The sequence below is a fragment of the Vibrio sp. 14N.309.X.WAT.E.F5 genome, assembly GCF_030397615.1.
GTDB lineage: Bacteria > Pseudomonadota > Gammaproteobacteria > Enterobacterales > Vibrionaceae > Vibrio > Vibrio lentus.
On the sequence record NZ_JAPNXR010000017.1, the window covers coordinates 22,765 to 37,949 of the forward strand.

At 44.2% G+C, this 15,185-nt stretch carries 9 protein-coding genes and 1 pseudogene; 6 read left to right on the top strand and 4 right to left on the bottom strand.

The window, feature by feature from the left end:
- Positions 1-185 precede the first annotated feature (185 nt).
- From guaB to OW495_RS17020, 5 genes and pseudogenes are all read left to right on the top strand, one after another.
- A complete protein-coding gene (gene guaB / locus OW495_RS17000; protein ID WP_004735127.1) occupies positions 186-1,649 on the top strand; it encodes an IMP dehydrogenase in 1,464 nt (487 codons plus the stop codon).
- A 202-nt stretch (positions 1,650-1,851) separates the two neighbouring features.
- Positions 1,852-3,405, top strand: coding sequence for a glutamine-hydrolyzing GMP synthase (gene guaA / locus OW495_RS17005; RefSeq protein WP_102312322.1), 1,554 nt, complete (start codon positions 1,852-1,854; stop codon positions 3,403-3,405).
- Between the two features lie 288 nt (positions 3,406-3,693).
- Positions 3,694-5,403 carry a chitinase gene (locus OW495_RS17010; RefSeq protein ID WP_102514045.1) on the top strand — a complete coding sequence of 570 codons (1,710 nt, stop codon included), beginning with the start codon at positions 3,694-3,696 and terminating at the stop codon, positions 5,401-5,403.
- Between the two features lie 275 nt (positions 5,404-5,678).
- Positions 5,679-7,228: pseudogene (locus tag OW495_RS17015) on the top strand (Na+/H+ antiporter NhaC family protein).
- 393 nt (positions 7,229-7,621) lie between these two features.
- On the top strand, positions 7,622-8,215 hold the full coding sequence (locus OW495_RS17020; RefSeq protein ID WP_010440610.1) for a GPR1/FUN34/YaaH family transporter: 594 nt from the start codon (positions 7,622-7,624) through the stop codon (positions 8,213-8,215).
- 161 nt (positions 8,216-8,376) lie between these two features.
- Here OW495_RS17020 and OW495_RS17025 read toward each other — a convergent pair whose 3' ends face one another.
- The 4 genes from OW495_RS17025 to OW495_RS17040 form a co-directional block, all read right to left on the bottom strand.
- Positions 8,377-9,924 (bottom strand): alanine/glycine:cation symporter family protein, encoded by a 1,548-nt coding sequence (locus OW495_RS17025; protein ID WP_289887533.1) that lies wholly within the window; start codon positions 9,922-9,924, stop codon positions 8,377-8,379.
- A gap of 455 nt (positions 9,925-10,379) precedes the next feature.
- Positions 10,380-11,750 (bottom strand): MBL fold metallo-hydrolase, encoded by a 1,371-nt coding sequence (locus OW495_RS17030; RefSeq protein WP_289887534.1) that lies wholly within the window; start codon positions 11,748-11,750, stop codon positions 10,380-10,382.
- Positions 11,751-11,897: 147 nt separating this feature from the next.
- Positions 11,898-12,665, bottom strand: a complete 768-nt coding sequence (locus OW495_RS17035; RefSeq protein ID WP_289887535.1) for a 1-acylglycerol-3-phosphate O-acyltransferase — start codon at positions 12,663-12,665, stop codon at positions 11,898-11,900.
- A 197-nt stretch (positions 12,666-12,862) separates the two neighbouring features.
- The gene (locus OW495_RS17040) at positions 12,863-13,801 is read right to left on the bottom strand and encodes a hypothetical protein (RefSeq protein WP_289887537.1); all 939 of its coding nucleotides are present in this window, start codon (positions 13,799-13,801) and stop codon (positions 12,863-12,865) included.
- 465 nt (positions 13,802-14,266) lie between these two features.
- On the opposite strand from OW495_RS17040, the gene OW495_RS17045 reads away from it, so the two are divergent.
- Complete coding sequence (locus OW495_RS17045) at positions 14,267-15,181, top strand: DUF4007 family protein (RefSeq protein ID WP_289887539.1); 915 nt, start codon at positions 14,267-14,269, stop codon at positions 15,179-15,181.
- Positions 15,182-15,185: the final 4 nt, after the last annotated feature.

Consider the following 15,185-nt stretch of genomic DNA (forward strand, 5'->3'; position numbering starts at 1 on the left):
AGCAAGGGGGTAAATGCAAATTAAAAATACAAAAATGTGTAGCCAAGCGATTTCGTTGGCCGTATAATCCGTCCGCAATATCTAATCCAAATGCAGTTTGATTTTCCTTAATTGGCTGCCCTCATTAGGCGAAACGATGAGATTGGATTGTTTCTTTTTACTCCTATTATTGTGAGATATTGCAAATGCTAAGAATTGCCAAAGAAGCGCTGACATTCGACGACGTACTGCTAGTGCCAGCACACTCCACCGTTCTCCCTAATACAGCTGATCTTCGCACTCAGCTGACGAAGAATATTTCCCTAAACATCCCAATGATCTCTGCATCGATGGATACTGTGACAGAAGCTCGCCTAGCGATTGCACTGGCACAAGAAGGCGGAATAGGCTTCATTCATAAGAACATGTCTATTGAACAGCAAGCTGAAATGGTTCGCCAGGTTAAAATTTACGAAGCAGGTGTGGTTTCTCACCCTGTTACTGTAAACCCTGACGCGACAATCGCTGATGTTGTAGCTCTTACTCAAAAACACGGCTTCGCCGGTTTCCCTGTTGTTACTGAAACAAACGAACTTGTTGGTATTATTACTGGCCGTGACGTTCGCTTTGTGACTGACCTTTCTAAGAAAGTTGACGTAGTAATGACGCCTAAAGCTCGCCTTGCTTCTGTTAAAGAAGGTGCAACTCGTGAAGAAGTTCAAGAGAAAATGCACGAAGCGCGTGTTGAAAAAGTTCTTGTTGTAAATGATGACTTCCAACTAACTGGAATGATCACTGCAAAAGATTTCCACAAAGCAGAACGTAAACCAAACGCTTGTAAAGATGAGCGCGGCAGCCTACGTGTAGGTGCAGCTGTTGGTGCTGGTGCTGGTAACGAAGAGCGCGTAGCTGCTCTAGTTGAAGCTGGCGTAGACGTTCTACTTATCGACTCTTCACACGGTCACTCTGAAGGCGTACTTAACCGTATCCGTGATACGCGTGCTGCATACCCTGATCTACAAATCATCGGTGGTAACGTAGCAACTGGCGCTGGCGCTCGTGCTCTTATCGAAGCCGGTGTTAGTGCGGTTAAAGTGGGTATCGGCCCGGGTTCAATCTGTACGACTCGTATCGTTACTGGTGTTGGTGTTCCTCAAGTAACAGCAATTGCAGACGCAGCTGAAGTAGCAAACGAATACGGTATTCCAGTAATTGCAGATGGCGGCATCCGCTTCTCTGGCGATATCTGTAAAGCTATCGTTGCTGGCGCATCTTGTGTGATGGTTGGTTCAATGTTCGCGGGTACTGAAGAAGCACCGGGTGAAGTTATCCTTTACAACGGTCGTTCTTACAAGTCTTACCGTGGTATGGGTTCTCTTGGCGCTATGTCTCAAGGTTCTTCTGACCGTTACTTCCAATCTGACAACGCTGCAGACAAGCTTGTTCCAGAAGGTATTGAAGGTCGTATCGCATACAAAGGTCGTCTAAAAGAGATCGTTCACCAACAGATGGGCGGTCTACGTTCAAGCATGGGCCTAACGGGTTCTGCAACTGTTGAAGACATGCGTACTAAAGCTGAGTTTGTTCGTATTTCTGGTGCGGGCATGAAAGAATCTCACGTACACGATGTTCAAATCACGAAAGAAGCACCTAACTACCGTTTAGGTTAATAATACGTCCAAACGTTTGAATAATGTGCTGATTTAGTCGGCACATTATTTTATCTAAAGCCTGTTTTGTTGAACGTATGATTTTTGCAGAACATTGCCTTATAGATAACTTACGAAAACGTTTGCTTTATTTCTTGAAGAGTTAATCAGAGGTGAGTAAACTCGCCTCCGTTTTATCACATAGCCAATAAGACTGCTTACAATGACTAAAAATATTCATGACCAACGTATTCTAATTCTGGACTTCGGTTCTCAATACACACAGCTAGTAGCTCGTCGTATTCGTGAGATCGGTGTTTACTGTGAACTTTGGAGCTGGGACGTAGAAGAAGCGGATATTCGTGAATTCAATCCAGACGGTATCATCCTATCTGGTGGCCCTGAAAGTGTAACGGAAGATAATTCTCCACGTGCACCTCAGTACGTATTTGATTCAGGTGTTCCTGTCTTCGGTATCTGCTACGGCATGCAAACGATGGCTGAGCAACTTGGCGGTAAAGTGGCAACGTCTACTGAGCGAGAGTTCGGCTACGCTGCTGTACAAGTGACGGGTGAATCTGCACTTTTCGCTGACCTTGAGACAACTCAAGATGTTTGGATGAGCCACGGTGACAAAGTGGTTGAAATCCCTGCTGATTTCACGAAAATCGCAGAGACAGACACTTGCCCATACGCAGCAATGGCAAACGAAGATAAGAAATACTACGGTGTTCAATTCCACCCAGAAGTAACGCACACTAAAAACGGCCTAAAAATGCTTGAGAACTTCGTTCTTAACGCGTGTGGTTGTGAAGGTCTGTGGACTTCAGCGTCTATCATTGAAGATGCAGTTGCACGTATTAAAGAACAAGTAGGTGACGATGAAGTTATCCTTGGTCTTTCTGGTGGTGTTGATTCATCAGTAGTAGCGATGCTTGCTCACCGCGCTATCGGTGACAAACTAACATGTGTATTTGTTGATAACGGCCTTCTTCGTTTAAACGAAGGCGAGCAGGTTATGGACATGTTTGGTGATCAATTCGGCCTTAACATCATTAAAGTTGATGCTGAAGAACGTTTCCTTAACGCTCTTGAAGGCGAAGCTGAACCAGAAGCTAAGCGTAAGATCATCGGTCACGTATTCGTAGATATCTTCGATGAAGAGTCTAAGAAACTGAAGAATGCTAAATGGCTTGCTCAGGGTACTATCTACCCAGACGTAATCGAGTCTGCAGCATCTAAGACTGGCAAAGCACACGTAATCAAATCTCACCACAACGTTGGTGGTCTTCCTGATGATATGGAAATGGGCCTTGTTGAGCCTCTACGTGAGCTGTTTAAAGATGAAGTACGTAAGATCGGCCTAGAGCTTGGTCTTCCATACAACATGCTTTACCGCCACCCATTCCCGGGTCCAGGTCTAGGTGTTCGTGTACTTGGTGAAGTGAAGAAAGAGTACTGTGATTTACTGCGTCGTGCTGATGCTATCTTCATTGAAGAGCTTCACGCTGCTGACCTTTACCACAAAGTATCTCAAGCATTCACTGTATTCCTACCAGTACGTTCAGTTGGCGTAATGGGCGATGGCCGTAAGTACGATTGGGTTGTATCTCTACGTGCAGTAGAAACTATCGACTTCATGACTGCTCACTGGGCACACCTTCCATACGACTTCCTAGGTAAGGTTTCTAACCGTATTATCAACGAAGTTAACGGCATTTCACGTGTTGTTTACGATATTTCTGGTAAGCCACCAGCAACTATCGAGTGGGAATAATCTCTTAGAGATTTAACCTGTTTTGATTAAGATCTTAAGCCTCGAACTCAGTTCGAGGCTTTTTTCTTTCTGATTCAGGGTATTAAAGAGCCACATATAACCGCTAGAAACCAAATCAGTTGGAAACTAGATGTCACCTCAATAACCTATGAGACGCACTGTTGTGTTTGACTATACATAAAACTATCACTCGCAATTTTTATAAATTCATATCGCAACAGCTAGGCTATTTCCCATGTGCCACATACTCTTTGATGGACTTATTAAGGACAGATAAGAGAATCCATCATGTTAAAAATCAAATATTTGGCGACAGTAGTTGGCTGCACTTTAGCAGCACACAGTTACGCGTCTTTGAACATTCAACCTGATCCGCAAAACCCGAATGGCTACCTTGTTGAAAAGTCGGCACTACAAGCTGCTGAACAAGCGAAAACATCCGATCCTATGTATGCGATCTGGTCACAAGCATTACAAACTCGTCCCAATAGTATTGTTGAAGCTATTGAACCGGGTTTAGCCTCGAATCCTGAAAACGTGAAACGAGTCGAGCGTGTATTTCCTCAATCTGAATGGGACTTCCTCACTCAAATGGCTGCGCCAGAATACACCTACACTCGTTTCTTACGTGCGATTGGTAAATTCCCAGCCTTCTGTGGAGAGTACACCGATGGCCGTGACTCCGACGCAATCTGTAAAAAATCCATCATCACCGCTTTTGCTCACTTCTCACAAGAGACGGGCGGTCACATCGCGATAGACAACACCTCTGATAATCCATTAGCTCTAGAAGAGTGGCAGCAAGCGCTGGTGCATGTTCGTGAAATGGGTTGGTCTGAAGGTCAAGAAGGTTACACCACCGGTTGTGGTCAGAACGATTGGCAGAATGCACGTTGGCCTTGTGCGGCAGGGCAGGGTTACTTTGGACGTGGTGCTAAACAGCTTTCTTATCACTTTAACTACGGTGCGTTCTCGGAAGTGATGTTCGATGGCGATGCAACGGTTCTATTGAACAATCCAGGTTTGGTTGCTGATTCTTGGTTGAACTTGGCTTCTGCTATCTGGTTCTTCCTTACACCTCAAGCTCCTAAACCAGCAATGCTCCATGTGATTGACCGCACTTGGACACCCTCTCAGCGTGAGTTGGATGCAGGTATTGGTTATGGATTTGGTACCACGATCAATGTGATTAATGGTGGTATCGAGTGTGGTGAGCAGAACAAAGACAAAGGCCAACCAGTTAACCGTATTCGTTACTGGGAAGGGCTAGCGGCGCACTATGAAATTCCGGTAGAAACGGATGAAGCCAATACATGTTGGCAACAAACGCCTTACGGAAGCTTAAACCTCAACGGTGCAACTGATGTGTTGTACACCAACTGGGATGGCAACTGGAAATACTACGCAGACCGCCCTGAAGGTTACTCATTTGAATGTGAGTTGGTTGGATTCCAAACGGCATATTCAGCGCTGGTGGCTGGTGATTACGAGAAGTGTGTGACCAACTTTTATGGTTCTCATGCGAGCTGGCCTGAAGTGAAAGTGGTCGATAAGCTTGATCCAGTAGACCCAGGTACTGATCCCGGTGGTAACGGTTGGAGTGCGACCAAGGTTTACAATGCTGGTGACCAAGTTACTCACAACGGTGCAACCTACGAAGCGAAATGGTGGACACAAGCGGATGATCCGGCCAATGGCGGTCCTTGGAAGTTGGTTGCTGGAGAGTCAACACCACCCGTGACAGACCCATCGCCAGTTGACCCTGCACCTGTCGATCCTGCTCCGGTAGACCCAACACCAGTTGAACCGCCAGTTACCGAGCCGCCTGTCGTTGTTGACCCATCAGTATTCATTACTTGGCAAGCAGGCGTTAGCCAAGTGAGCAATGGCGACAAGGTGACACATAACGGCAAATGCTTCGTAGCGAAAAACGGGCCGGGTGTATGGGAAAGCCCTGTTCAGTCGAATTGGTTCTGGGATGAAATTAGCTGTAATTGATAGTCTGAATACTGAAGAGGTGACCTAAATTACGAGTTCAGTAGTACGACCATAGTGATATAAATAATCAAAAGCCGAAAGTTTCTACTTTCGGCTTTTTTTCGTTTCGAACTTGGCTATCTAAGGAGGGCGATTGGTCTATTTAGCTATGTTGAAGCGCATTTAAAGACTAATTGTCCAGTTAGAGGATAAAGTTCTGTACAAATGGGTGTTGTGAATTTATATTCAAATTTAATTTATATTTATTCTTTTTATTTTAGGGTTAAGGTGTACCTATGGAACAGACAGATATCACGTCACTCATCCCCATTGTGATTACTTTGGTGTTGTCGTTGGCGACAAGGAATGTGGTGATAGGCCTTTTTGCTGGCGTACTAAGTGGCGTTGCGATGCTTACTGGTATGTTTAGCGAACTTAACCCGCTTGATACGTTTGGTACCATGGTTAAAGGTTACTTAGTCCCTCAACTTACCGACAGCTATAACGCAGGTGTGATCATGCTGTTGGTGTTCATCGGTGGCTTTGTTGCTCTAATGGAGAAGTCGGGTGGTGGTGTTGCGTTTGCCAAGCGTGTTACTCAATGGGTAAGCAACAAATGCCAAGCTCAATTGTCAGCATGGTTGGGTGGAATCGTTATATTTTTCTCAGACTTAGGTACCCCTTTAATTGTTGGCCCTGTTTTTCGTCCCCTTTTCGATAAACTGAAACTTTCAAGACAGAAGCTAGCATTCATCATTGATTCAACCTCGTCGCCCGTCGCTATTCTTATCCCTTTCATTGGATGGGGCGTTTACATCATGAGCCTGATCCAGAAAGAATTTACGGCGTTGAGCGTTAACATGTCTGACTGGGATGCCTTCATCGGTGCGATTCCTTTTCAGTTCTACGCATTCCTAGCGATTTTCATCGTCCCGTTAGTGTCCGTAAAGGTTTGGACTTTGGGCCAATGGCGAAAGCTGAACGTGATTGCCAAGCGGGAATCGATACTGGCGTGAATAGCGACTCTCTGAATCCGTTCTCGCATAAAAATGCAAAGGCCTCTTTTGTTTGGGCGCCGTTGTTAGTGATGCTGGTGGTGTTGTGTACCATGTTGGTTCCTCAAGGCTTCCCATTCCAAAAGGTCGCGGGTTCATCGTTCAGGGCTGCTTTATCATCGGCTTATTTCTTTGCCGCGATTACCTTGATCTCGCTAATGGCTTACTACGGTGTAAGAAAGCTGTCTGATGGTGTTTCAGTGTATTTAAAAGGTATGGGAAACATGATGCCCGTAGCGATCATCTTGGTATTGGCTTGGGCGTTAAGTACAGTCGGTAAAGAGTTGGGCGCAGCGGCTTATATTGCCGAGCAAGCACAGAGTGGTTTCCCTTATTGGCTAGTGCCTGCGGTCGCGTTTTTGCTGTCTGCCATTATTTCATTCGCAACGGGCTCATCATGGGGAACCTTCGCGATAATGATGCCATTGGTTATTCCAACCGCAATTGCGATTGATGCACCGTTACTCGTTGCAATTGGCGCTGTGTTGTCTGGTGGTTTGTTTGGTGACCATTGCTCACCGATCTCTGAAACAACGATTCTTTCCTCAACGGGGGCAGGGTGTGATCAGTTTGAACACTTTAAGACACAGCTTCCTTATGCGTTGATGAACGGCTCTATCGCTTTAGTTAGTTTTGTAGTGGCAGGCTTTACTGGAAGTGCATTGGTTGTGCTGGGTGCTCTTGTTGCTCAGCTTATCCTTGTGACTCTGTTAGCTAAGCGCGATGCGAGTAAAAACGCTTCTTCAGAAGTTCAATCTCAAGTGTCTGAATCTAAAACACAACAAGCGTAATTTAAGATTACGAATGGGGAACAGATACGGGATGCGAGTAATCGAGTAACGAAAAGCTCGCTCTCTATCTATTGTTCTTCATTTCATACCTCTCATCTCACTAACTTCAATCTCAACACGCTCTTCGTATCCCGCTTACTCGAATCTAAAGACTCTTTTCGCATCCCGAATCTCGTTACTCGCATCTTTTTTTATAGCGTGATAGGGAATCTGCTTATTTATAGCTCCTATGAATCAATCTGCGCCGTTATGAAACTAATTTTCCATAAGATCATTTCTACAACCTTAGTTTGCGTTAACTTGATTATCCTTTATGGCGGTTTATAGATTAAAATTTTCTTACAAATTTTATCGATTTTTTTTAATCAACCACTTTAATAAGGTAAATTCGCAATGTCGACCAAACTAGCTAACCCAGCGCCACTAGGCTTAATGGGTTTCGGTATGACCACTATTCTTCTTAATATCCACAACGCAGGTTTCTTTCCAATTGATTCAATGATTCTTGCTATGGGTATTTTTTACGGTGGTTTGAGCCAAGTTATCGTGGGCACAATGTGTTTCAAACGTGGTGACACGTTCGGTACAACTGCGTTTACTTCTTACGGCCTATTCTGGTTGTCTTTGGTTGGTTTAATCGTGATGCCTTACATGGGCTTACCTGCAAGCCCTGCAGCATTCATGGGTTGGTACCTACTACTATGGGGCATCTTCACAGGCTTCATGTTCATCGGCTCTCTATGCTACCCAGTGGCGAAGCAAGTAGTATTCGGTTCACTAACTATCTTGTTCTTCCTACTTGCAGCTCGTGATTTCACTGGCAGCGAACTAATCGGCACTATCGCTGGTTTTGAAGGTATCTTCTGTGGCGCTTCAGCTATTTACTTTGCAATGGCACAAGTAATCAACAACGAATACGGTCGCACAGTACTGCCTATCGGTGAGAAGAAAGCACCTCAAATGGCAACACAAGAAATTGCTGCTTAATACTCTAACTCGGGAACAGTTAGTTTGTTATAAGCCGTTTATTTGTTATGAATAAAACAAAAGGGGTTAGCCGAAATGGCTAACCCCTTTTTTATGCGTTATTAATAGCGCGAGTTAAAGCGAGCTATTTGTTAAAGCAATCCATTTGTTAAGGCACAAGCTTAAGCTGAAGGTTGCTCTACAGGTTTTGTGTCTGCAGCTTCTGCTTCAGGAGACTTGCCTGTTTTACGCTTGTACTTTTCTTCCCAGTAAGTAGCACCTTTAATGCCTAGTTTTACAGGGTTGAATGTGTACTCAGTTACGCCTTGTTTCTGCTGTTCTTCGTAGTCAGCTAGAGCTTTAAGCGCAGGCTTAGACATGAAGAAGATGATCAGAATACCAACGATGTTTAACCATGCCATCAAGCCAACACCAACATCACCCATTGCCCATGCAAGGTTCGCTGTTTTAACTGTGCCATAGAAAACTGCAGTGATAAGAACAAGCTTAAGTACGAACATCATGCCAGGGATCTTGATGGTACGACGTAGGTAAGCAATATTCGTTTCTGCGATGTAGTAGTAAGCAAGAATCGTTGTAAATGCGAAGAAGAACAGAGCAAATGCGATGAATGGCTTACCAATGCCTGGTAATGCGCTTTCAATAGCAAGCTGTGTAAATACAGGACCATTCGCACCGATGTTTGCTGCTAGGTTCTGAACAAGGAACACGCCTTCAGCGCCGCCGTGAACGTTGTAAGCACCAGTGATGATGATCATGAACGCTGTAGCAGAACATACTAGAAGTGTATCGATGTAGATAGAGAACGCTTGTACTAAACCTTGTTGAGCTGGGTGATCAACACTTGCAGCCGCTGCCGCGTGAGGACCGGTACCTTGACCCGCTTCGTTTGAGTAAACACCACGCTTAACACCCCAACCAATTGCAGCGCCGAAGCCTGCCATAGGTGTGAATGCATCGCCGATGATCATTGCGAAAACAGTTGGCACTTGGCTGATGTTTAACAGAATGATAACGAACGCGATGATGATGTACGCCAATGCCATGAAAGGAACAACGATTTGTGTGAAGTTCGCAATACGTTTAACACCACCAAAGATGATGAAAGCAAGGATGATAGCAACAACAGTACCGGTGAAAATTTTAGCGAAACTGAATGTACCGACAGCTGTTTCAATCATGTCACCTGAGCCAAACGCAGCTTCTACAGCATTACCAATACTGTTTGACTGAACACCAGGAAGCAAAATACCACATGCAAAAATAGTCGCGATAGCGAAGATCCATGCGTACCACTTCTGACCCATTGCTTTTTCAATGTAGTAAGCCGGACCACCACGGAACTGGCCTTCGTCTTCTTCTTTGTAGATTTGCGCTAGCGTAGATTCTGCGTAAGCAGTCGCGGCGCCAAAGAAGGCTACAACCCACATCCAGAATACTGCACCTGGGCCACCGAAACCGATAGCAGCAGCAACACCAGCAATGTTACCTGTACCTACACGGCCAGATAGCGAAACGGCTAGAGCTTGGAAAGACGAGATGCCTTTTGCTGAGCTTTTGCCCGATAGTAGCAAGCGCCACATTTCAAAGAAGTGACGGATTTGAACAAATCGAGTCATGATGGAGTAGAACAAACCTGCACCTAAACATAGGTAGATAAGTACTGGACTCCAGATTATTCCATTCAAAAAATCAACGAATGACTGCATGAGTATTTTCCCTGTTAGTTTTGCTTATGATTGTTTTTCGAACAACACAATACTTCACTTGTAACCCAAGTGTTAAATTATTTAACTGCGCATTAGGATTACTGTGACATAAAGCATGTTGTAGAGGGTGTTTGTTAACTCTTAGTGCTAATTCGATAGTCGTTCTATTTAGTATGATATGCAACTGGCTTTGATACTTGGTGTTTTGCAAAGTGAATAAATAGTGATTAATACAGAAAGAGGAATTTGAGGTGCGCATAATAAGCGAAATTGCGCAAAACAGCGGTTAAAGCTGCTTAGCATAAAAGGCTGACATATGGATGGTGGGATAACTAGATTGGAATATATCACCTGCATCGTGTGAACTAGCAGGCCTAAGAGACTATAGGTTTGGAAGGGTCGATAACTAAGGCTTTAATGTCTAACCAGTAAAAGTTACTTATTTGATGCTTGTTTCAAACAACTACGAACCCTCGCTCTTGTAATTCTTGAGCGAACTCCGACTGAGTATTTGGCTCGCCGTGAATCAAATGCACCTCTTTCGGTGGAGTCGTGATGCCTTCTATAAATTGGTAAAGATCCTCTTTATCAGCATGGGCAGAATAGCCAGACATGCCATGAATTTGAGCGTTAACCTCTACGTCTTTGTTATCAATAAAAACCTGCATTTCGCCTTGTTGCAGCTCTCGTCCGAGCGTCCCGTGCGCTTGATAGCCCGCTAAAATTACATCGGTTCGTTTATCGGGAAGCAAGGCAGATAAGTAGTTCATTATCCTGCCACCCTGACACATTCCAGAAGCTGCGACCACAATCGCGGGTTCGCCTGTCGACTTGAGGCGATTCACGATTTTCTTGTGCATTCTATGTCCATCAACGGTAATGCACTGCTCAAAAGCGAGTGGGTGGCGTTTCAGTTCAAGACGCTGCTTTGCTTCTTGTCCCCACAACTCTTTAAAGCGTCGGTATGAACGCGTCACTTTTTCTGCCATCGGAGAATCGAGAATAATTGGAATATCACTACTGAGTTGATGCTCAAAGATCAGGTGTTCGATATCAAACAGCAATTCCTGAGTTCTACCGATACTAAAAGCCGGGATTAGAATAACGCCACCATCGAGCAGTGAACGATCAATAATGGCCTTGAGACGCTCAGATCGCGTAGCAATATCATCATGTGTACTGGTGCCATAAGTGGATTCGATAAACAGATAATCGGCTTGCTGTGGTGACTTGGGATCCGGCAGCAGTGGTGTGTTACTCGGGCCCAAGTCGCCAGAAAACACAACTACTTCTTGGCTTGGTAACTTAATCTCGATATAGGCGGAACCTAAGATGTGCCCAGCAGGTTGAAAGCGAGCATGCAGAGTATTTGGCCTATGATGATCCTTTCCGTTATTTTGCTGTTTAGACGTGATTGGAAACCATTCCCCGTAAGGCTTGGGAGCAATTAACGAATGAATTTTTTTGAGTATCAGCTTCGACTGTTTATTGCTGAGTCCTTGCAGTTTTAAGCCATCCTCAATCATTAAAGGGGCGAGTTCAGCGGTGGCTTGCGTGCAATAAATCGGTTGGTTAAAGCCACTGGCGAGTAACCAAGGTAATCGGCCAATATGATCAATGTGAGTATGAGTCAGCAGCAGAGCGTTGAGGTGGGATGTTTCAAATTCAATATCAAGAGGGTGGGTGTCCGCACCTTGAAGCTTTTTACCTTGAAGATCTAAACCTTGAAACAGGCCACAATCGATGAGCACCGCTTGGCCTGAATCTCTTAATTCGTGACAAGATCCTGTGACAGTATGTTTGCCGCCATGGTGAATCACTTCCATCGTTTACTCCCATTGCTCTATAAAGCCGTTAACGCCTGTTTTTATTTTGCGGATAAGCGCCAGCAAGTAAAACCAGAACAATGAGAGTTGCGATCGTTGAGTGTCTTTTTAAGTAACTGAGCGATGACTCAGTGGGTTCGTTGCGAGTTAGTTCGTAGAAGAACGGTCTGAATCCAACTCTGGTTTTTGCTGCGCCTCTAAACGAGCCACTTCGGCATCAAGCTCTGCTATTTTCTCTGCCATGAGTGCGTGACAGCGATTGGCCAGCTCCCTTGCGTCGCTAAGCTTGTATCCAGACACATCGATAGGTTCCAGCATCTCGGTGACCACAATGCCATTATTAGCACGATTAAAGTCGATCTTATTGTGCGTGGTGCTGGTACACATCGGGGTGATAGGCACACCAGCTTCAATTGCCATTCGGAAAGCGCCTGTTTTGAATGGCAGTAGTCCACGCCCTTTACTACGGGTTCCTTCCGGGTAAACCCAAACAGACAGATCTCTCTGATGAATCGCTTCCGCCACTTGCTTGATGGTATCGCGTGCTTTGGATTTATCTTCACGGTTAATCATGATGTTACCGGTGATCCAATACAGCAGGCCAAAGAAAGGCACATACAACAAGTCGCGTTTGCCCAATGAAACAGTGCGTGGTCTTAGCATTCCTGGGTCGGTCACAAAGTCCAATATGCTTTGGTGGTTAGAGATGTAGACGCTGTTTTCTGGTGTTGGGGCATTGTCTAGGCCGCGCTGCACCAGTTTTACACCGATGATCTTTTGGAGTTGGTTGAACCAACGACAGAAAACGTACACATGCTTGGGGTTCTTGGGGCTAAACAAGCAGTAAACAAAAGCACATAGAGTGGTGAAAATAATAAACACCGTAGCCAAAATAATACGAAGAACAGCAAGCACAATTCACTCCTTACTCACCGCAAGATGGCAGTGATTAAATAGTTTTAGATGCTTGAAGTTTTCACTCTATTTAACCGAATTGCAACAATTAACTGTGATAGGGGGCTATTTTTAGATCTTTATATAAAACAAGGACTAACAATGGGTGTTTGACACAGTTATCGAGCTTACACGTGTTCACCAGTAATGGCTCATGATCACCAATACTGTTTATTTGGATCCGATTTTTCTACCCATTCCGGATCTTGACGCGATTCTAAGTAGAGTTGTAGGCCGTTATAAGACATGAAAGCAGCAGGGCCGCCGAGGTGCTCGAAATAGTCAAAATACTCATCTTCGAGCGCACATAGGTGGGCCAAATCTTCAACCTTGTTAGCTAACGCCCATTGAATGGCAAATACAGGCGCAACTGAGCCTGAAATATTCACCTCTTCGACGTTTGGGTTAAACATTGAATTAGCTTGCTCAAGCAGTATCTCTTCTTGTTCAGACTCTTGTTGTAGCACCTCTTCGACGATCTCCGAGCGCTTGGTATTAGAGACACTTTTGTTCAGCTTAGCGATTCGCAGTGCGTAGCTAAATCGGTCTGATGAAACGATGTCGACAAGTTGCGATAGCAGCTCTTTGTCTACGCCCGCAGCCTTGGTGAAATAATCGATACACGAATTGATTGAAGCATAACGAGTACCGTCAAATTCAAAGCCACTGGTTTCGTCGTAGGCCTCGATTACAATGTCATCAACCGACAAAGGCCAACCTTTATAGTCGACTCGCTGCTTGGCGATTTGATACATCTTCCAAGCGCTGCGCCCAAACCCGCCAAGTGTCGAACCTGAAAAGTCAGAATCAATAAGCTCTTGTTCCGTCCAGTTCTCACCAATCCCTAGGTGCTTTGCGTACTTATCGATGAGTGCGTGTTTTATCTGATCACGCACAGCCCAAATCGAAGTTAGATCTTTTGCATACCTAACACTCGCGCACTCCTTACAAGCTGGCAGCGCAATCGGTGAATAGTCTATTTTGGCAATAGCCTGTGCAGTCTTAGGGAATTCAACAACATCATTGGAGGGTTCACCACAAAACCAACAGGTGTGGCGCAGGTTGAATGGGGTATCTATGTGCGAGTATGTGTTCATTAGCTTTCTATCGGTTGGGTGCTCAATATTCTGAGAGGCTGGGGTGTAACATTCTCAGGGGTTCATTTTATAACAAAATAACCCCTTCCTAACTTAATATTAGGTGTTTTCCACTTGGTAACACAAGTTGTCAGCAGTATGAGTAGGTTTATACAGGTTAACTATGCATTGGGGATAACAATCTTGTGACGTGGCGTAAAGAGGTAAGTCATAAGGTGTTCTTGGAGTACACTTTGTTAATTAACCGTATGCCGATCTTGAGTTGGATTTAGGGAAAAAAAGTTTAATGGCTACGAGTGTGAAATTAGAGCGGCGATGCCAGAGCTCTCTTGTAGTCTGGTATAAAAACGGTAAAATATAGCGCAAATATTTTTGATTTATACATGATTACTCCCTGCATTTAACTTGTTGTTTATTATTGGTTTTTTGTTTATTTTTTGTGGGGGAGCTATCTTAGGGTTGATTTTGAATAAATATACAGCACGATTTTCTGGGCACCAAACTTTTCCACTTCGTTATGGGTGGCTTTATAAATTTTATCAGACTAGTCAGCTTGAAGGGTTCGATACACTTACTACCGATGAGTTAATGGTTGAGTGGGGTGTAGGTAAGAATATGGTCGATGGAATAAAATATTGGGCCGGACGTGTAGGTATCTATGATCAGACAGATGACCATAAGGTCAGCGATGAGTATTTTCATATAGATCAAGAAGACGAGCACTTAGAAAACATAAGCTCACTGTGGCTTATTCATTGGCTTCTATGCAGAGATGTCTCCGAACTAACAGCTTATCGTATATTTTTTAATTTTTATAATGGACAAAAGGTTGATAAAGAATCACTCCTAGTGTTCATAAAAGAGTTGTTTGCAACAAAACAGTTTGAATCAGACACCAAGAAAAAAAGTATCTTGCAGTTACCTGCAGACAATAGTTTAACAAAAGATATCAGCACCTTCTTTTTGACCTATGCAAAAAGTAAAACAAGCAAAGTATCGGAAGATAGTTTCTCATCTCCGTTAAGTGAATTAGGGCTGTTGAAGCAATTTGATAGACAGAAGTTTTTATGTGAGTTGGAGCCAAGAAATAGTTTAAGCGATCAAGTTTTTACTTTTGCTTTAATTGATTACTTTTCGATGATATCGGGTAAAGACGCTGCAATTACGATGTCATTTGATTCGTTCTTACTTGATCCCGGTAGCCCTGCCCGTGTATTCCGTATGGCTCAGACAGAAGTAGAAAACCGATTAGAACGAGCTTCAGAGCTTACTTCGGAGGCTATTGGTTGGACGGATACTCAAGGCCTTCGTCAAATCCAAATTAAAGATATAACTGTCTTAAAAAACAAAAATACCTTTCTCGCAAAGATTTATAAGTAGGTTC